The following is an 18436-nucleotide window of genomic DNA, read 5'->3' on the forward strand; positions in this document are numbered from 1 at the left end:
ATTGTTCATTTTCAAAAATTCATTTTCATGTTCGTATATTCTTTATCACAATAAGTTCCGGGGCTTATCGTGGGATTAAAATACATACCATATTATGATAAAACACTGTACTCCATATGTCAAGAAGTTATTTGACACCAGGACAAGTTGTTATACATGATTCATAAAACACTTTCCACAAGTACAGCCCCTGCGGCGGTGCGGTCTTGCCTGCATAAATCCGATTTTTCTTTGCGAGGATAGCTGGAATATCCGCCACTGCAATTTTCCCAGCTCCAATCTGTAGCAATGTCCCTACCAATATTCTAACCATATTGTAAAGGAAACCATTCCCAACAAAGCGGAAAACAAGGAATCCTCCATCCTCCATTACCTCAATCTCATACATTTCCCTAACCTTATCCTCAACCTCTGTTTTAGCTGAGCAAAAGCTCGAAAAATCATGAACGCCGAGCAAGTGGCGACTAGCAGCCTTAATGGCCGCAATATCAATGGAATAGGGATAATGATAAGCAAAGTTGCGACGAAAAGGATCATGCGCTTGCTCTCTATAGACAAGATAACGATATTCTTTCGCCGTCACATCAAAACGGGCATGGAAAGTAGGCGCAACCTTTGTCACAGCAAGGATTGAGATATCGTCCGGAAGGAGAGTCTGCAGAGCGACACTCCACCTTTCCCCTGGGATCTGCAGCGGAGTGTCAAAATGAATGACTTGACCTCTGGCATGGACACCGGCATCAGTGCGTCCTGAAGCATACACCTTTACTACCTGTCCTTTATGAAGCTTTAGTAATGCCTGTTCTAGCTCACCCTGCACGGTACGTTTATTCGGTTGGATTTGATAACCTGAAAAGGCTGAACCATCATAAGCCAGCTCACATTTTAACCTCTGCATATTTTCTCCTTCTCCTTATGATCTGAAAAAGAATAGCGCTACCGCTATTACAACAAGCAATAACAGCATCAATGTATCGACCAGTCCCCAACGAAGCTGACGGTACCTGGTGCGTCCCTCGCCTCCACGATAGCCTCTTGCTTCCATCGCAATCGCCAGTTCCTCTGCCCGTTTAAAGGAACCGATAAACAACGGGATTAACAATGGGATAATCGCTTTAATTCGTTCCTTCACCGGCCCTCCTGAAAACTCTACTCCGCGAGCTGTCTGAGCCTTCATAATCTTATCCGTTTCCTGCATCAAAGTGGGAATAAAACGCAAGGAAATGGACATCATAAGCGCTAATTCATGAACAGGAAATTTTATCCTCTTCAGCGGGTCAAGTAAAATTTCGATCCCGTCTGTAATCTCAATTGGGGTCGTCGTTAATGTTAATAATGAAGTCATTAAAATTAAAAGGAAAAATCTTAGCGAAATAAAGATTCCCTTCTTTAAGCCTTCTTCATAAATCGTAACCCAGCCCCATTGAAAAATGATCTCCCCTTCCTTCGTGAAAAAAAGATGTAGGATCAAGGTGAATAAGACGAGCCAAAATACTAGTTTTAATCCTCCGAACAAAAAGTGGAGCGGCACTTTTGAAGATAGAACCATAAATAATGTGTAGACTACTAATATGCCATACGTAATGGCATTATTAGCGATAAACACAACACAAACGAATGCAAACACGAGAATCAGTTTTGATCTTGGATCCATTCGGTGCAAGGGAGATTCCGCCGGGATATAACGACCAAAAATCATTTTATCCATCATAATGGTTGTCCCCCTTTAAAAAGCTTTTCAATTTCTCCCGTCAGCTCTTCAATCGTCAAGCAAGTTTTGCCCAGCTTTGTCTGAAAAGCTTTCTCCACCTTCTGTTGGAATCGAACGACTTCAGGGACGTCTAACCCAAGCTCAAGCAGCCCTTCAGGAGAATGAAAGATTTCTTGCGGTGTGCCTTTCTTATATACTTGACCTCGATGCATAATTACAATTTGATCCGCATACAAAGAGGCGTCCTCCATACTATGGGTCACAAGAACAGTAGATAGGTTTCGTTTTTTATGGAGCTGATAAAACATCTCCATAATTTCCTTTCGTCCGCGTGGATCTAGACCTGCAGTAGGCTCGTCTAGGACGATGACATCCGGCTCCATCGCCAGTACCCCAGCAATTGCGACACGCCTCATTTGTCCACCTGAAAGATCGAATGGTGACTTTTGGAGAATTTCTTCTGATAGTCCAACCTGTCTAATTGCTTCTCTGGCCCGTCTCTTTGCTGCTTCCTCAGTAACGCCGAAATTCATCGGTCCAAAACAAATATCCTTTTCTACTGTTTCTTCAAAGAGCTGATGCTCTGGAAATTGAAAGACAATCCCGACTCTTTTACGAATTTCTTTCAAATTCTTTTGCTTTTTCGCATTGGTCACTTCTCGCTCACCAATGACGACCTTTCCTTTTGTAGGCTTCAAAATCGCATTTAAATGCTGAAGAATGGTCGATTTCCCTGAGCCCGTATGGCCAATAATCGCGAGGTAAGTTCCCGATGGAATGTCAATGGAGACATTTTCAATGGCCAAACGTTCAAAGGGTGAATTTGCTTGATAACGATATTCTACTTGCCGGAGTGAGATGTCCATAACTGTGCCACCAACGCTTCCTCTGATAGATAACTTTTGCTAACAGGAATGCCTTTTTCCCTCAGCATTTTGCTTATTTTCACTGGAAATGGAATGTCTAAGCCAAGCTTGACCAATTCCTCATCCAATTGAAAAATTTCCTCAGGCGTACCCTCACGGTATAGTTGTCCGCGATTTAAGACAATCATCCGATCTGCCTTTGCCGCCTCTTCTAAATCATGGGTAATGGAGATCACTGTCATATCATGATCTTCCTTCAGCTCTCGAATAACATTAAGGACTTCTTCTCTTCCCCGTGGGTCCAGCATCGAAGTTGCTTCATCCAACACAATAATTTGCGGACGGAGCGCAATAACACTTGCAATGGCTACACGCTGTTTTTGACCGCCTGACAACTGATGGGGTTCCTGTTGCAAAAATGCTTCCATTTGCACCTGTTTTAAAGAGTTTTCCACCCTCTCTACCATTTCTTCCCGGAGAATACCGTTATTCTCTAAACCAAAGGCGACGTCATCCTGAACAGTAGTACCCACAAATTGATTATCTGGATTTTGAAAAACCATTCCGATCAATTTTCGTGTTTCCCAAACCGTGTCTTCCGTCAATTCCAATTCTCCTATTTGAATCCTTCCTTTTTCAGGATATTGGAGGCCATTTAAAAGCTTAGCTAGTGTTGATTTTCCTGAACCATTATGTCCAACGATCGCTAGCCATTCACCGTCATATATTTGTAAGGATACGTCCTTAAGGGCATATTCCTCTTGTCCTTCATATTTAAAATGTACATGCTCGATTGACACTAGTGGTTTATTCATAATATCCTCCTCTCAACTCCGCTTCACTTTACTATTCTTTTCTAAACTCTTAACGAAATCTACTATACCATTTTTTAAATAAGGATTGGGTACTGAGGAGAAAAAAAGAGGGGCGAAATGATGTTTCCTAGTTAAAGGACAAAAGCGCATGGCGCCTTCAAAGCAATTAAAGCTCGTATCGTTCCTTAGTGTTCTTCGCCATACAAACAATAAAGGGAACCTGCTGTTGACTTATCGTAAGTTGTAAAACCGAAATACTGATTTTTACTGGGACCTGTATTTGTTAGTCTTTGGCGACCTTGTGCTAGGAGGAAATACACTCTTAAAGAGTTCGAAATAATTCCCTTAAAAAAGAAAACTCGCCATTTTGGCGAGCCTTTAGTATGCGAAGACAATTTAAAAATATAAATAAGTTCACTATTTTTCAAAACAAATGTCTTCCATTGGCTCTAGTGTATTACATAAAGCCTGCACCTCTTTAAAAACCCTTTCAAAGAGGTGCGTGAGCTAGACGTGACATGTAAAGCATAATTCCCGCTCATAAGTAAGGAGGAATTAGCGTAAAATAAAGATCCAAAAGATACATGCCCATCGTAACACTCTAGTAATGGCTTAGTTCAATCTTCTCTTACAGAAAAAGGGCAATGAACAAGTTTGTTCAAACTGTCCTATGCCCTTGTTTGGTAGAAAAGCGTCAGCGCCTTTCCACACCCAACAAGCACAAGATCAGCCCACCCTTAAATGATGGATTGATTTATGGCAAAGGAACGATCAAGTTCTTCCTTTTCGAGGGTGTAGACGCTGCTGCTAAACATGAAAAAGGATATTACACTAATTCGATAATGACCATTGGAGCACCGTCTCCACGACGTGGCCCAAGCTTCATGATACGAGTATATCCACCTTGACGCTCTTGGTAACGAGTAGCGATATCAGAGAATAACTTTTGTAGTGCATCTTGGTTTTCTTCAGCATTTGCAATCTCATTGCGAACGAAAGCAGCAGCTTGACGGCGAGCATGAAGATCTCCACGTTTTCCAAGTGTAATCATTTTTTCCACAACTGAACGAAGTTCTTTCGCACGAGCTTCAGTTGTTTCAATACGCTCATTGATGATTAAATCTGTAGCTAAGTCACGTAACATTGCTTTACGCTGAGCGCTTGTGCGTCCTAACTTTCTGTATCCCATGAAAGTTTCCCTCCTTTGTTGAAGTCCTAAAGCATTGGCATATCTCACCTTTAAGGGACTAATTAGTCATCCTTACGTAAGCCTAAACCAAGCTCCTCTAATTTATGTTTTACTTCTTCAAGAGATTTACGTCCTAAATTTCGTACCTTCATCATATCTTCTTCAGTCTTATTCGCTAATTCCTGAACAGTGTTGATGCCTGCACGCTTTAAGCAGTTATATGAACGAACTGATAAATCAAGTTCCTCAATCGTCATCTCAAGAACTTTTTCTTTTTGATCTTCTTCTTTTTCAACCATGATTTCAGCATTTTGCGCTTCATCCGTTAACCCAACGAAGATATTCAAATGTTCTGTAAAGATCTTAGCTCCTAATGCAACCGCATCTTGAGGACCAGTACTTCCATCTGTCCACACATCTAAAGTTAACTTATCATAGTTGGTTAATTGGCCGACACGCGTATTTTCAACTTGGAAAGCCACACGTGAAACTGGAGTATAGATTGAATCGATTGGAATGACACCGATCGGTTGATCTTCTCTCTTGTTTTGATCAGCAGGCGTATAACCTCGACCCCTTTTGGCCGTTAATCGCATACGCAAATTACCGTTTTTACCTAGGGTCGCAATGTGAAGATCCGGGTTTAAAATCTCAACATCACTATCATGAGTGATATCGGCTGCTGTTACTACACCTTCACCTTGGACATCAATCTCAAGCGTCTTCTCTTCATCAGAGTAGATTTTAAGTGCAAGCTTTTTAATGTTTAAAATGATAGATGTAACATCTTCAACGACGCCTTCAATTGTTTGAAACTCATGAAGTACTCCATCAGCTTGAATCGATGTGACAGCGGCACCTGGGAGTGACGATAATAGGATACGACGTAAGGAGTTACCCAAAGTAGTACCATATCCACGCTCAAGTGGTTCTACGACGAACTTCCCGTACTTTGCATCATCGCTGATCTCAACCGTTTCGATTTTTGGTTTTTCTATTTCGATCATCAAATTACCCTCCTTCAAAACGTCGAAATCTCAGTTAAGAGTCCTAACTGAAATTCCCCCTGTATACGTTCCCGATTGTGCACAACAACTGGATGAATGATTCTGTATTTATTTAACAAAAATTTTGTATCGCAGATTTTTCACGGTAGTGAAAATATCTTACTTTTCCCATTATAGACAGGGATTTAAAATCTATACAGAAAAATTACACACGACGACGCTTAGGTGGACGGCAACCGTTATGTGGAACTGGAGTTACGTCTCTAATTGCCGTAACCTCAAGACCAGCAGCTTGAAGAGCACGAATAGCTGCTTCACGACCTGCACCAGGACCTTTAACTGTTACCTCAAGAGTTTTCATTCCGTGTTCCATAGAAGACTTCGCTGCTGTTTCAGCTGCCATTTGAGCTGCAAAAGGAGTAGATTTACGAGAACCTTTAAATCCTAATGCACCAGCACTGGACCATGCAATTGCATTTCCATGAACGTCTGTAATAGTTACGATTGTGTTATTGAAAGTAGAACGAATGTGTGCAACACCTTGTTCAATATTCTTTTTAACACGACGTTTACGTGTATTTGTTTTACGAGCCATTTAAAGTACCTCCTTTACCGATTATTTCTTCTTGTTAGCTACAGTTTTACGTGGGCCTTTACGAGTACGAGCATTGTTCTTCGTATTTTGACCGCGAACAGGTAAACCACGACGATGACGAAGACCACGGTAGCTTCCGATTTCCATTAGACGCTTAATGTTTAAAGATACTTCACGACGAAGATCCCCTTCAACCTTTAGCTTGTCAATGATGTCACGGATTTTATTTAATTCATCTTCAGTTAAATCGCGAACGCGAGTGTTTTCAGAAACACCAGCTTCAGCTAAAACCTTTTGTGCTGTACTTTTACCAATACCATAAATGTATGTTAGAGAAATCACTACACGCTTTTCACGTGGGACGTCTACACCAGCAATACGTGCCATTATATGCGCACCTCCTTAATATTAACCTTGTTTTTGTTTATGCTTAGGGTTTTCACATATAACCATAACCTTACCGCGTCTGCGGATAACTTTACATTTTTCGCAGATCGGCTTAACAGATGGTCTAACTTTCATTATCCTAACCTCCTTGATAGTACGGAGTGCAATAGATTTATAAAGTTCTTACACTCAATCTTGTTTGTAAAAATCCAAAGGCCGATTTTTACGTTAAAGTTGTTTGTATCCGCAACTAATATAGTACGCAGGCACTTTTCTCAGCCCTTACATACAATTTCATTCCTATTAATCATGAATACAATACTAACATGTCTTGGATTAGGAACAAAGATTGAGAAAAGAGCTTCACTTATTTAAAGCGGTAAGTAATTCTTCCGCGTGTTAAATCATATGGGGATAGCTCAACAGTTACTTTGTCACCTGGTAAAATACGAATAAAATGCATGCGAATCTTACCAGAAACATGAGCTAACACTGTATGACCATTTTCTAATTCTACCTTAAACATTGCATTCGGCAAAGTTTCAAGTACTGTACCTTCAATTTCAATTACATCATCTTTCGCCATCGAACTTATTCTCCCTTCAAAGATTTATCATAGAGTGGTAAAACCTTCAACTCTCACGCTAATGAACAAATCTTATTGATTATTGAATTCAAACTTTTTCAATGCATATCGCAGTTTTCCATTCGTTACGCGACCGGTTTCTAATAAACTTCTTTGAACTTCCAGAGATACATAATCAATTAGCTCAAGGTGTAATAGATTCTTCTTTTTCGGCCGGTCAAACTTCTTTTTATCGCCGTCCGCTACAAAAACAAAGCGTTCATCTAACAACCTTACTATTATAGCATATTGTCCTGCATCTCGCCCGTGTGAAATTAAGACTATTTGACCTAATTTTGATCGAGAAGGATAGTCCACCCTTGGATCACCTTCTTAGACTATCGTTAGAATGTCATATCCGGTTTCCGTAATCGCAATCGTATGCTCAAAATGGGCACATCTCTTGCCATCTGTTGTTACTACCGTCCAATCATCAGCCAAAGTTTTAACAAAACGACTTCCCACATTCACCATCGGTTCTACGCAAAGTACCATTCCCGGTTTTAACAATGGACCTTTATTAGGTGGACCATAATGAGGAATTTGTGGGTCCTCATGTAAGTCTTGCCCTATTCCATGCCCAACATACTCACGCACGATAGAAAAACCATTCGATTCTACATACGTCTGAACGCTATTGGAGATGTTCGATAGACGCGCACCTGGACCAGCTTCCTTAAGACCATTGTACAAAGATTGTTCTGTTACGTCTAAAAGACGTGCAGATACTTCGTCAATTTTACCAACAGGGTAAGTCCACGCCGAATCACCGTGATAGCCTTCATATCTCGCACCAATATCAATGCTGATAATATCGCCCTCTTGTAAGACACGCTTACCAGGAATACCGTGAACAAGCTCTTCATTCACAGACGCACAAATGCTTCCAGAGAAACCATTATACCCTTTAAAAGAAGGATATGCATGATGAGAACGGATAAATGTTTCGGCAATTTCATCCAACTCTTTTGTGGTTATCCCGGGAGCTATATGCTTTTTTAATTCCTGATGGGTTAATGCTACAATCCGCCCAGCTTCACGCATGATTTCAATTTCCCTAGGGGTTTTACAGATAATCATGCAGTTATGCCCCCGAGAAGATAATCGATATCAACAAATACTTTATTAATATCCTGTCTGCCATCAATATTTCTCAAGTACCCTTTTGTTTCGTAGAAATCGAGTAATGGTTTCGCCTGTTCGATGTTCACCTGAAGTCGATTATTTACCGTTTCAGCATTATCATCTGCACGTTGGTACAGCTCTCCGCCACAACGATTACATACACCCGCTACAGCAGGAGGATTGAATACTAAGTGATAAGTGGCGCCACAGCTTTTACAAATGCGGCGTCCTGTTAATCGCTCCATTAAAACACTTTGATCAACATCAATATTCAAAACGAAATCAATCTTTTTCCCCAATTCAACAAGAATGGATTCCAGAGCTTCTGCTTGAGGAACTGTTCTTGGAAAACCATCTAACAAGAATCCATTTTGACAATCTTCTTTGCTTAACCGTTCTTTCACAATTCCGATTGTTACTTCGTCTGGAACAAGCGCTCCTTGATCCATAAAAGATTTTGCTTTTAAGCCTAATTCCGTACCTTCTTTCATTGCTGCACGAAACATGTCGCCTGTTGAAATATGAGGAATGCCGTATTTTTCGACGATTTTCTCGGCTTGTGTACCTTTACCGGCACCCGGAAGACCCATTAAAACTAAATTCACGTGAATTCCTCCTTAGGCTAAAACGGTATGGGAACCAGTTGTCCCCACGACCGAATTATTTAATAAAACCTTTATAGTGACGTTTAACAAGCTGAGCTTCAAGTTGTTTCATCGTTTCAAGGGCAACCCCAATCACGATAAGCAAACTTGTTCCACCGATTTGCGCAGACTGAGGCAAACCAGCAAAATTCACGAAAAACACCGGCAATATTGCAATAGCCGCTAAGAAAATCGCACCAACAAATGTTAAACGATATAAGACACGAGTTAAATATTCCTGTGTACTCTTCCCTGGACGAATACCTGGAATATAACCACCTTGCTTCTTCAAGTTGTCAGCTACCTGTTCAGGATTAACTTGAATAAAGGCATAGAAATAAGTAAACGCAATAATTAGTGCGCTGTAGATTACCATTCCGATTGGCTGTGAATAATCAAAAACTCTTTGAATCCACATTGTAACATTGTTTTGTTCAAAGAATTGCGCAATCGTGGTCGGTGTTACAATAAATGAAATAGCAAAGATAACTGGAATAACCCCAGCGGCATTTACTTTTAACGGTAAATGCGTAGATTGACCAGTAGGCATACGCCCCGCCACCATACGTTTTGCATATTGGATTGGAATTTTACGTAACGCTTGGTTAACAAAAATAACTCCAACAATAATCGCAATGGCAGCAGCCAAAATAAGAAGCATGGTCACAATACGAATGAATAGCGCATCTCCAGCGTTTTCGAATTGTTGAGCATAAATCTGATTTAATGTTGAAGGGATTCCAGATACGATACCCGCAAAGATGATAATCGAGATTCCGTTACCAACACCCTTGGACGTAATTTGCTCGCCAAGCCACATTAAAAACGCCGTACCTGCCGTTAAAACAGTAGCAATTAGCAGATAGCTAGCGATACCAGGGTTGTTAATTAACAATCCGCCAGCCATATTGTTAAAACCATACGACATCCCAAAAGCCTGGATGAACCCTAGAACAATGGTGAAATAACGTGTAAATTGAGCTAATTTACGACGTCCAACTTCTCCTTGCTTAGACCACTCCGTAAACTTCGGTACAACATCCATTTGTAACAATTGAATGATGATCGACGCTGTAATGTACGGCATGATTCCCATTGCCAAAATGGAGAAATTCAATAATGCACCACCGCCAAATGTATTTAGTACGCCAAATACATTTAGTTGATCCTGAGCTTTTAAAACTTCAGCATCCACTCCCGGTACGGGGATGAATGTACCGATTCGGAAAACAATCAACATTAAAAGGGTGAATATGATCTTTCGTCTTATATCACCCACGCGCATAAAATTGGAGATTGTCTGAAACATTAAATCACCTCTAAGTTACCGCCGGCAGCTTCAATTGCTTCCTTAGCAGCAGAGGAGAATTTATGAGCTTTAATTGTAAGCTTTTTCTCTAACTTACCGTTAGCAAGAACCTTGATTCCTGCTTTTTCTTTGCTTACAATCCCTGTTTCGATAAGAAGTTCTGGAGAAACGACTGTACCGTCTTCGAAACGATTTAAAGCATCAAGGTTAACGATCGCATACTCTTTACGGTTGATATTCGTAAATCCACGCTTTGGTAAACGACGGAATAGAGGTGTTTGACCACCCTCAAATCCTGGACGTACGCCACCGCCCGAACGAGCATTTTGACCTTTATGACCTTTACCAGCAGTCTTACCATTACCAGACCCAATACCGCGTCCCTTACGTTTACGTTCGTGACGAGATCCTTCTGCAGGTTTTAATTCATGAAGTTTCATGTTGGCACCTCCTTATTTTAAGAAGAATTAAATTATATTTCTTTCACTGTTACTAAGTGAGCAACTTTGTTAATCATTCCACGGATAGCAGGATTATCATTTTTCTCCACTGTTTGATGCATTTTGCGAAGACCTAATGCTTTAACAGTTTCCTTTTGATCCTGTGGGCGACCAATAACACTGCGAGTGAGGGTAATTTCTAATTTGTTAGCCATTTGATTTCCCTCCTTATCCTAACAGTTCTTCTACTGACTTACCACGTAATTTCGCTACGTCTTCAGCACGTTTTAATTGTTTTAATCCGTCCACAGTGGCACGAACCATATTAATTGGTGTATTTGTTCCTAATGATTTAGAAAGGATATCACCAACACCAGCCAATTCCAGAACCGCACGAACTGGTCCTCCAGCGATAACTCCTGTACCTTCAGAAGCTGGCTTAAGAAGAATTTCACCAGCGCCAAAGTGTCCGATAACTTGGTGAGGAAGAGTAGATCCTACCATAGGCACTTCGATTAAGTTTTTCTTCGCATCTTCAATTGCTTTACGGATAGCATCTGGTACCTCTTGAGCTTTCCCAGTACCAAATCCAACGTGACCGTTTTTGTCTCCTACTACTACAAGAGCAGAGAAACGAAAACGACGTCCACCTTTTACAACCTTCGCTACACGATTAACTGTAACTACGCGTTCTTCAAGTTCAAGTTTGTTTGGATCAATACGACGCATCTATTGTGTCCCTCCTTTGTCTCTTAAAATTCTAACCCATTTTCACGAGCTGCATCAGCCAAAGCTTTCACACGTCCGTGATATAAATAACCTCCACGGTCAAAAACAACAGCTTTTAAACCTTTTTCTACTGCGCGCTTTGCAACCAATTCTCCGACCTTAACTGCTGCATCAACGTTTCCAGTAGATTCAAGACTAACTTCTTTATCTAAAGTTGAAGCACTTACTAAAGTAACTCCATTCACATCGTCAATGAGTTGCGCATAAATGTGTTTGCTAGAACGGAACACATTTAAACGAGGACGAGCTGCAGTACCAGAAAGTTTAGAACGCACACGTGCGTGTCTTTTCTTACGGGTTGCATTTTTATCAGCCTTCGTAATCATTTAGGTCACTCCTTTCGTTTACCTACGCGGCATTACTTACCTGTTTTACCTTCTTTACGACGAACATATTCGCCTTCGTAACGAATTCCTTTACCTTTATAAGGCTCTGGCGGACGAACATCACGGATGTTAGCTGCTAATGCACCAACACGCTCTTTGTTAATTCCTTTTACAGTTACCTTAGTATTTGAAGGAACTTCGATTTCAAGGCCTTCTTCAGGCTCGATTTCAACAGGATGAGAGTAACCAACGTTCAATACAAGTTTCTTTCCTTGCTTTTGAGCACGGTAACCGACACCGATAAGTTCTAAATTTCTTTCAAAACCTTTAGAAACACCTTCTACCATGTTTGCAAGTAGTGCACGAGTTGTACCGTGAATAGTACGGTGTTCTTTAGATTCAGAAGGACGAACTACGTTAATTACGTTCTCTTCCATTTTAATTTCCATATCAGGGCTGAATGAACGACTTAATTCACCTTTAGGACCTTTTACAGTTACGACGCTGCCGTTAATAGTAACGGTAACACCTGCTGGAATTTCAATTGGTTTTTTTCCTACACGAGACATTTATTGCACCTCCATTCTTTAAGAAACTCTATTACCAAACGTAAGCTAATACTTCTCCGCCAACTTGTTTAGCGCGAGCTTCTTTATCTGTAAGAACGCCTTGAGAAGTAGATACTAATGCGATACCAAGTCCGTTTAGTACACGTGGTACTTCGTTCGTTTTAGCATAAACACGAAGACCAGGCTTGCTGATACGTTTTAAACCTGTGATAACACGTTCGTTGTTAGCACCGTATTTTAAGAAAATACGAATGATGCCTTGCTTGTTATCCTCGATATATTCAACATCACGAATGAAACCTTCACGCTTTAAAATTTCAGCGATCTCTTTCTTAATATTAGAAGCAGGAACCTCTAATTTTTCGTGACGAACCATATTCGCATTACGGATGCGAGTTAGCAAATCTGCAATTGGATCTGTCATGACCATTGTTTTTTACCTCCTTCCCAGAAATGGGGTTTACCAGCTAGCTTTTTTCACACCAGGAATTTGTCCTTTGTATGCTAATTCACGGAAACAAATACGGCAGAGCTTAAATTTACGGTATACAGAATGTGGACGCCCACAACGTTCGCAGCGTGTATATTCTTGTACCTTAAATTTCGGCGTGCGTTTTTGCTTCGCAATCATTGACTTTTTAGCCACGTTTTCGCCTCCCTTATTTTAGCGATTACTTTTGGAATGGCATTCCAAATTGAGTTAAAAGTTCACGAGCTTCTTCATCAGTATTAGCTGTAGTAACGATAACGATATCCATACCACGAACCTTGCTTACTTTATCATAATCAATTTCAGGGAAGATTAACTGTTCTTTTACACCTAAAGTGTAGTTACCACGACCATCAAATGATTTCTTAGAGATACCGCGGAAGTCACGTACACGTGGTAAAGATACAGAAACTAATTTATCGAAGAATTCGTACATACGCTCACCACGAAGGGTAACTTTTGCACCGATTGGCATCCCTTCACGAAGACGGAAACCAGCGATTGATTTTTTAGCGCGAGTTACAACCGGTTTTTGACCAGTAATTGTCGCTAATTCTTCAACTGCGTTATCTAATGCTTTTGCGTTTTGTACTGCATCACCAACACCCATGTTGATAACGATTTTTTCTAACTTAGGTACTTGCATAACTGATTTATAGTTAAACTTGCTCATTAGAGCAGGAGTGATTTCTTTTTGATACTTTTCTTTTAGGCGGTTCATTCATTGTACCTCCCTTCTTCATTTGAACTATTTATCTAGAACTTCACCGGATTTTTTTGCAACACGTACTTTTTTGCCATCTTCCACTTTGTAGCCTACGCGAGTTGGCTCACCAGACTTCGGATCGATTGGCATTACGTTTGATACATGAATAGGTGCCTCCTGGCTGATGATTCCACCGTTAGGATTCACTTGGCTAGGCTTAGAGTGTTTTTTAACGATATTTACACCTTCAACTAAGACACGGCTTTGTTTTGGGTAAGCTGCTAAAATCACACCTGATTTGCCTTTATCCTTACCAGAGATGACCATTACTTTATCACCTTTTTTTACATGCATCTGTTCGCACCTCCTTAAAGGCAATTAGTTTTGAAATTATAGTACTTCTGGAGCTAATGATACAATTTTCATAAAGTTATTATCACGGAGTTCGCGAGCAACTGGTCCGAAAATACGTGTTCCACGTGGGCTCTTGTCGTCACGGATAATTACACATGCGTTTTCATCGAAACGAATGTATGAACCATCAGTACGACGTGCTCCGCTCTTTGTACGAACAATAACAGCCTTTACAACGTCGCCTTTTTTAACAACGCCTCCTGGTGTTGCTTGTTTCACTGTACAAACGATAACATCACCAATATTAGCAGTTTTGCGGCCTGAACCACCAAGAACTTTAATGGTAAGTACTTCACGAGCACCTGAGTTATCAGCAACTTTTAAACGTGTTTCTTGTTGAATCATTTGTGTAACCTCCCTTCGGGATGAAAACTAATTCCGAGCATTATATAATGACAGCTTTTTCTACTACTTCTACTAAACGGAAACGTTTAGTTGCGGAAAGTGGGCGAGTTTCCATAATACGTACAACATCGCCGATTTTTGCTTGGTTCTGCTCATCATGAGCTTTGTACTTTTTAGAGTACTTAACGCGTTTACCGTATAATGGATGCTTCTTGTATGTTTCAACAAGTACAGTAACTGTCTTATCCATTTTGTCTGAAACGACACGTCCAGTGTAAACTTTGCGTTGGTTGCGTTCACTCATTGTGCGAACCTCCTCTCAAAGATTATCGATTATTGACGCCGATCTCTCTTTCACGAATAACAGTTTTCATGCGAGCAATCGCTTTGCGTACTTCACGGATGCGAGCTGTATTTTCAAGTTGTCCAGTCGCCAATTGAAAGCGCAGGTTGAAAAGCTCTTCTTTTAATGATTTTACTTTTTGTTCTATTTCGGCAGTGGTAAGGTCACGAATTTCATTAGCTTTCATTTGATTCACCACCAATTTCTTCTCGTTTTACAAACTTACATTTTACAGGAAGTTTGTGTGATGCAAGTCGTAATGCTTCACGTGCGATTTCTTCAGAAACACCTGCGATTTCAAACATTACTTTCCCAGGTTTAACAACTGCAACCCATCCTTCCGGAGCACCTTTACCGGAACCCATGCGGACTTCAAGAGGCTTAGCTGTGTAAGGCTTATGCGGGAAAATTTTAATCCAAACTTTACCGCCACGTTTCATATAACGAGTCATCGCAATACGTGCAGCTTCAATTTGACGGTTTGTAATCCAAGATGCCTCAGTTGCTTGTAAACCGAATTCACCGAAATTAACTTCAGTACCGCCCTTCGCTTGACCGCGCATTTTTCCACGGTGTTGACGACGATATTTAACGCGTTTAGGCACTAACATATTATTTGCCTCCTTCCTCAGTTTTCTTCTTAGTTGGAAGGACTTCTCCCTTATAGATCCATACTTTTACGCCAAGCTTTCCGTAAGTTGTATCTGCTTCAGCAGTAGCGTAATCGATATCAGCACGAAGAGTATGAAGTGGAACAGTTCCTTCGCTATAGCTTTCAGAACGAGCGATGTCAGCTCCGCCAAGACGACCAGATACCATAGTTTTGATACCTTGAGCTCCAGCGCGCATTGCACGTTGAATAACTTGTTTTTGAGCACGACGGAAAGATACGCGGTTTTCTAATTGGCGAGCAATGTTTTCCGCAACTAATTTCGCATCGATATCAGCTTTTTTGATTTCAAGAATGTTGATGTGTACACGTTTGCCAGTAAGTGAGTTAAGAGCTTTACGTAACGCTTCAACCTCAGTACCACCTTTACCAATAACCATTCCTGGTTTAGCAGTATGAATAGTGATGTTAACGCGGTTAGCAGCACGCTCGATTTCTACTTTAGAAACAGAAGCATCACTTAAACGCTTAGTGATATACTCACGAACCTTTAGGTCTTCGTGTAAAAGATCAGCATAGTCTTTACCTGCGTACCACTTAGACTCCCAATCACGGATGACACCGATACGCAAACCGACTGGATTTACTTTTTGACCCACTGATTATCCCTCCTTCTTTTCTGTTAATACGATTGTAATGTGGCTAGTGCGCTTGTTGATTGCACTTGCACGACCCATTGCACGTGGACGGAAACGTTTTAGAGTTGGTCCCTCGTCAACGAAAACTTCCGAAACTACAAGGCTATTAACGTCCATTTCGTAGTTATGCTCGGCATTTGCCATAGCAGAATTTAATAATTTTTCAACGATTGGAGAAGCAGCTTTTGGCGTATGTTTTAATATCGCTACTGCTTCACCTACTTGCTTTCCTCGAATTAGATCTACAACTAAACGAGCTTTACGAGGCGCAATACGGACTGTTCTTGCAACAGCTTTTGCTTGCATCTGAATGCCTCCTCTCATTAACGTCTTGTTTTCTTGTCATCACTTGCATGACCTTTGTAAGTACGAGTTGGAGCAAATTCTCCAAGCTTGTGACCGACCATGTCTTCAGTGACGTATACAGGTACATGTTTACGACCATCATAAACAGCGATTGTGTGTCCGATGAATTGTGGGAAGATCGTAGAACGGCGTGACCAAGTTTTTACCACTTGTTTGCCTTCTGTTTCATTTAGCTTTTCGATCTTGTTCATTAAATGTTCATCAACAAAAGGTCCTTTTTTTAAGCTGCGACCCATGATTGAACCTCCCTTCGCGATTGCCCTACGGCTCTTAGTTGGAACCGTAGCCCAATCCCGTTATTTTTTACGACGACGTACGATAAATTTATCTGATTTATTGTTTTTCTTACGAGTTTTCGCACCAAGTGTTGGTTTACCCCATGGTGACATTGGTGACTTACGTCCGATTGGCGCACGTCCTTCACCACCACCGTGTGGGTGATCGTTAGGGTTCATAACAGATCCACGTACAGTTGGGCGTTTGCCTAACCAGCGTGAACGACCTGCTTTACCAATGTTGATAAGTTCATGTTGCTCGTTACCAACTTGACCTACAGTTGCACGACAAGTAGCAAGAATCATACGAACCTCACCAGAGTTTAAACGAACTAGTACGTATTTGCCCTCTTTACCAAGAACTTGTGCAGACGTACCTGCAGAACGTACTAATTGTCCACCCTTACCTGGCTTTAATTCGATGTTGTGTACGACTGTACCAACAGGAATATTTGCTAAAGGTAGAGCATTTCCTACTTTAATATCTGCTTCTGGTCCAGACATTACTTCCATACCTACTTCTAAATTCTTAGGAGCTAGGATGTAACGCTTTTCTCCATCAACATAATGAATTAATGCAATGTTTGCTGAACGGTTTGGATCGTATTCGATTGTAGCAACGCGGCCTGGAATGCCATCTTTGTTACGTTTAAAATCGATGATACGATATTGACGCTTATGACCGCCACCTTGATGACGAACTGTTAACTTACCTTGGTTGTTACGGCCACCCTTACTTTTTAAAGGAGCAAGTAATGATTTTTCCGGCTTATCTGTTGTGATCTCTGCGAAATCAGATACCGTCATACCGCGACGACCATTAGAGGTAGGTTTATACTTTTTAATCGCCATTTGTTTTCCCTCCTCTTCTTCTTTTAATCAATTAAACCTCAAAGAATTCGATTTCTTTGCTGTCTGCAGTTAATTTAACGATGGCTTTACGACGTTTATTTGTGTAACCGCCAAATTTACCCATACGCTTAAATTTACCTTTATAGTTTTGAACGTTTACTTTCTCAACTTTAACGCCGAAGATTTCTTCAACAGCATCTTTAACTTGAGTTTTATTCGCTCTAACGTCAACTTCGAAAGTGTACTTTTTCTCAGTCATTAAATCAGTTGAACGTTCAGTGATAACGGGGCGCTTAATGATTTCGCGTGCATCCATTATGCAAGCACCTCCTCTACTTTTTCAACCGCTGCTTTTGTCATGATTAACTTGTCATGACCTAAAACATCCAATACGTTGATTCCACTAGCAGTTACAACTGTTACACCAGGGATGTTACGAGCAGATAATGCTACGTTTTCATCTAAATCAGCTGTAACAATAAGTGCTTTTGAATCAACAGAAAGACCTTTTAGGAAACCTTTGAAGTCTTTAGTTTTTGGAGTTTCGAAAGCAAGGCTTTCTAATACTAAAATGTTTTCTTCTACTACTTTAGAAGATAATGCCGATTTAATCGCTAAGCGACGAACTTTTTTCGGTAATTTATAGCTATAGCTGCGAGGTACAGGACCGAATACAGTACCACCTCCGCGCCATTGTGGAGAACGGATCGAACCTTGACGTGCGCGACCAGTTCCTTTTTGACGCCATGGCTTACGACCACCGCCAGCTACTTCAGAACGGATTTTTGTTTTATGAGTTCCTTGACGTAAAGAAGCTCTTTGAGCTACAACAGCTTCAAATAACACATGGTTATTAGGCTCAATACCAAAGATGGAATCATTAAGCTCGATTTCACCAACTTGAGATCCAGCTTGGCTAAACAATGTTACTTTTGGCATT

At 40.8% G+C, this 18436-nt stretch carries 33 protein-coding genes; all 33 read right to left on the minus strand.

Annotated features, from left to right (window positions below; genetic code table 11):
• Positions 1–127: 127 nt before the first annotated feature.
• Positions 128–898, minus strand: coding sequence for a tRNA pseudouridine(38-40) synthase TruA (truA, locus tag NST02_RS01180; RefSeq protein ID WP_340947744.1), 771 nt, complete (start codon positions 896–898; stop codon positions 128–130).
• A gap of 15 nt (positions 899–913) precedes the next feature.
• A complete protein-coding gene (locus NST02_RS01185) occupies positions 914–1711 on the minus strand; it encodes an energy-coupling factor transporter transmembrane component T family protein (protein WP_095313772.1) in 798 nt (265 codons plus the stop codon).
• Positions 1708–2577 (minus strand): energy-coupling factor ABC transporter ATP-binding protein, encoded by an 870-nt coding sequence (locus NST02_RS01190; RefSeq protein ID WP_137744324.1) that lies wholly within the window; start codon positions 2575–2577, stop codon positions 1708–1710. Before NST02_RS01190 ends, NST02_RS01185 begins: the two co-directional genes overlap by 4 nt.
• Positions 2553–3392 carry an energy-coupling factor ABC transporter ATP-binding protein gene (locus tag NST02_RS01195; RefSeq protein WP_137744325.1) on the minus strand — a complete coding sequence of 280 codons (840 nt, stop codon included), beginning with the start codon at positions 3390–3392 and terminating at the stop codon, positions 2553–2555. Before NST02_RS01195 ends, NST02_RS01190 begins: the two co-directional genes overlap by 25 nt.
• Before the next feature lie 826 nt (positions 3393–4218).
• Positions 4219–4581: a 50S ribosomal protein L17 gene (gene rplQ, locus NST02_RS01200; RefSeq protein ID WP_019157112.1), complete on the minus strand. Its 363-nt coding sequence runs from the start codon at positions 4579–4581 to the stop codon at positions 4219–4221.
• Between the two features lie 62 nt (positions 4582–4643).
• Positions 4644–5588, minus strand: a complete 945-nt coding sequence (locus tag NST02_RS01205; protein WP_095313764.1) for a DNA-directed RNA polymerase subunit alpha — start codon at positions 5586–5588, stop codon at positions 4644–4646.
• A 205-nt stretch (positions 5589–5793) separates the two neighbouring features.
• Positions 5794–6183, minus strand: coding sequence for a 30S ribosomal protein S11 (gene rpsK / locus NST02_RS01210; RefSeq protein ID WP_019157110.1), 390 nt, complete (start codon positions 6181–6183; stop codon positions 5794–5796).
• Between the two features lie 21 nt (positions 6184–6204).
• A complete protein-coding gene (rpsM, locus tag NST02_RS01215) occupies positions 6205–6570 on the minus strand; it encodes a 30S ribosomal protein S13 (protein ID WP_095313762.1) in 366 nt (121 codons plus the stop codon).
• 21 nt (positions 6571–6591) lie between these two features.
• Positions 6592–6705, minus strand: a complete 114-nt coding sequence (rpmJ, locus tag NST02_RS01220) for a 50S ribosomal protein L36 (protein ID WP_000868344.1) — start codon at positions 6703–6705, stop codon at positions 6592–6594.
• Positions 6706–6937: 232 nt separating this feature from the next.
• Positions 6938–7156 (minus strand): translation initiation factor IF-1, encoded by a 219-nt coding sequence (gene infA / locus NST02_RS01225; RefSeq protein ID WP_019157108.1) that lies wholly within the window; start codon positions 7154–7156, stop codon positions 6938–6940.
• A 72-nt stretch (positions 7157–7228) separates the two neighbouring features.
• A complete protein-coding gene (locus NST02_RS01230) occupies positions 7229–7513 on the minus strand; it encodes a KOW domain-containing RNA-binding protein (RefSeq protein WP_095313760.1) in 285 nt (94 codons plus the stop codon).
• A 15-nt stretch (positions 7514–7528) separates the two neighbouring features.
• Positions 7529–8275 (minus strand): type I methionyl aminopeptidase, encoded by a 747-nt coding sequence (gene map, locus NST02_RS01235; protein ID WP_095313758.1) that lies wholly within the window; start codon positions 8273–8275, stop codon positions 7529–7531.
• Complete coding sequence (locus NST02_RS01240; protein ID WP_095313756.1) at positions 8272–8925, minus strand: adenylate kinase; 654 nt, start codon at positions 8923–8925, stop codon at positions 8272–8274. The genes map and NST02_RS01240 overlap by 4 nt, the downstream gene beginning before the upstream one ends.
• 55 nt (positions 8926–8980) lie before the next feature.
• Complete coding sequence (gene secY, locus NST02_RS01245; RefSeq protein WP_095313754.1) at positions 8981–10273, minus strand: preprotein translocase subunit SecY; 1293 nt, start codon at positions 10271–10273, stop codon at positions 8981–8983.
• Entirely contained in the window at positions 10273–10713 is a 441-nt protein-coding gene (gene rplO, locus NST02_RS01250) for a 50S ribosomal protein L15 (protein ID WP_095313752.1), read from the minus strand. Before rplO ends, secY begins: the two co-directional genes overlap by 1 nt.
• Before the next feature lie 32 nt (positions 10714–10745).
• Complete coding sequence (gene rpmD / locus NST02_RS01255; protein WP_095313750.1) at positions 10746–10928, minus strand: 50S ribosomal protein L30; 183 nt, start codon at positions 10926–10928, stop codon at positions 10746–10748.
• Positions 10929–10941: 13 nt separating this feature from the next.
• The gene (rpsE, locus tag NST02_RS01260) at positions 10942–11442 is read right to left on the minus strand and encodes a 30S ribosomal protein S5 (RefSeq protein ID WP_095313748.1); all 501 of its coding nucleotides are present in this window, start codon (positions 11440–11442) and stop codon (positions 10942–10944) included.
• A gap of 23 nt (positions 11443–11465) precedes the next feature.
• Positions 11466–11828, minus strand: a complete 363-nt coding sequence (rplR, locus tag NST02_RS01265) for a 50S ribosomal protein L18 (protein WP_095313746.1) — start codon at positions 11826–11828, stop codon at positions 11466–11468.
• 32 nt (positions 11829–11860) lie between these two features.
• Positions 11861–12397 carry a 50S ribosomal protein L6 gene (rplF, locus tag NST02_RS01270; protein ID WP_095313742.1) on the minus strand — a complete coding sequence of 179 codons (537 nt, stop codon included), beginning with the start codon at positions 12395–12397 and terminating at the stop codon, positions 11861–11863.
• A gap of 31 nt (positions 12398–12428) precedes the next feature.
• Positions 12429–12827: a 30S ribosomal protein S8 gene (gene rpsH, locus NST02_RS01275; protein ID WP_095313741.1), complete on the minus strand. Its 399-nt coding sequence runs from the start codon at positions 12825–12827 to the stop codon at positions 12429–12431.
• Positions 12828–12857: 30 nt separating this feature from the next.
• The gene (gene rpsN / locus NST02_RS01280) at positions 12858–13043 is read right to left on the minus strand and encodes a 30S ribosomal protein S14 (protein ID WP_001085700.1); all 186 of its coding nucleotides are present in this window, start codon (positions 13041–13043) and stop codon (positions 12858–12860) included.
• A 25-nt stretch (positions 13044–13068) separates the two neighbouring features.
• The gene (gene rplE / locus NST02_RS01285) at positions 13069–13608 is read right to left on the minus strand and encodes a 50S ribosomal protein L5 (protein WP_095313737.1); all 540 of its coding nucleotides are present in this window, start codon (positions 13606–13608) and stop codon (positions 13069–13071) included.
• A 27-nt stretch (positions 13609–13635) separates the two neighbouring features.
• Complete coding sequence (gene rplX / locus NST02_RS01290) at positions 13636–13947, minus strand: 50S ribosomal protein L24 (protein ID WP_019157095.1); 312 nt, start codon at positions 13945–13947, stop codon at positions 13636–13638.
• 36 nt (positions 13948–13983) lie between these two features.
• Positions 13984–14352, minus strand: a complete 369-nt coding sequence (gene rplN / locus NST02_RS01295; protein WP_019157094.1) for a 50S ribosomal protein L14 — start codon at positions 14350–14352, stop codon at positions 13984–13986.
• Between the two features lie 40 nt (positions 14353–14392).
• Entirely contained in the window at positions 14393–14656 is a 264-nt protein-coding gene (gene rpsQ, locus NST02_RS01300; RefSeq protein ID WP_019157093.1) for a 30S ribosomal protein S17, read from the minus strand.
• Positions 14657–14678: 22 nt separating this feature from the next.
• Entirely contained in the window at positions 14679–14882 is a 204-nt protein-coding gene (rpmC, locus tag NST02_RS01305; RefSeq protein WP_003351417.1) for a 50S ribosomal protein L29, read from the minus strand.
• The gene (rplP, locus tag NST02_RS01310; RefSeq protein WP_095313734.1) at positions 14872–15306 is read right to left on the minus strand and encodes a 50S ribosomal protein L16; all 435 of its coding nucleotides are present in this window, start codon (positions 15304–15306) and stop codon (positions 14872–14874) included. Before rplP ends, rpmC begins: the two co-directional genes overlap by 11 nt.
• Position 15307: 1 nt before the next feature.
• A complete protein-coding gene (rpsC, locus tag NST02_RS01315; protein WP_019157091.1) occupies positions 15308–15964 on the minus strand; it encodes a 30S ribosomal protein S3 in 657 nt (218 codons plus the stop codon).
• Positions 15965–15967: 3 nt separating this feature from the next.
• Positions 15968–16309: a 50S ribosomal protein L22 gene (rplV, locus tag NST02_RS01320; RefSeq protein ID WP_095313732.1), complete on the minus strand. Its 342-nt coding sequence runs from the start codon at positions 16307–16309 to the stop codon at positions 15968–15970.
• 17 nt (positions 16310–16326) lie between these two features.
• Positions 16327–16605 (minus strand): 30S ribosomal protein S19, encoded by a 279-nt coding sequence (rpsS, locus tag NST02_RS01325; protein ID WP_095313729.1) that lies wholly within the window; start codon positions 16603–16605, stop codon positions 16327–16329.
• 60 nt (positions 16606–16665) lie between these two features.
• Complete coding sequence (gene rplB, locus NST02_RS01330; RefSeq protein WP_095313727.1) at positions 16666–17496, minus strand: 50S ribosomal protein L2; 831 nt, start codon at positions 17494–17496, stop codon at positions 16666–16668.
• A gap of 31 nt (positions 17497–17527) precedes the next feature.
• Complete coding sequence (rplW, locus tag NST02_RS01335; protein WP_095313724.1) at positions 17528–17812, minus strand: 50S ribosomal protein L23; 285 nt, start codon at positions 17810–17812, stop codon at positions 17528–17530.
• A complete protein-coding gene (rplD, locus tag NST02_RS01340; protein WP_095313723.1) occupies positions 17812–18435 on the minus strand; it encodes a 50S ribosomal protein L4 in 624 nt (207 codons plus the stop codon). The genes rplW and rplD overlap by 1 nt, the downstream gene beginning before the upstream one ends.
• Between the last annotated feature and the right edge of the window lies 1 nt (position 18436).

The sequence above is a fragment of the Robertmurraya sp. FSL W8-0741 genome (assembly GCF_038004005.1).
In the GTDB taxonomy this organism is placed as follows: Bacteria; Bacillota; Bacilli; order Bacillales; family Cytobacillaceae; genus Robertmurraya; species Robertmurraya siralis.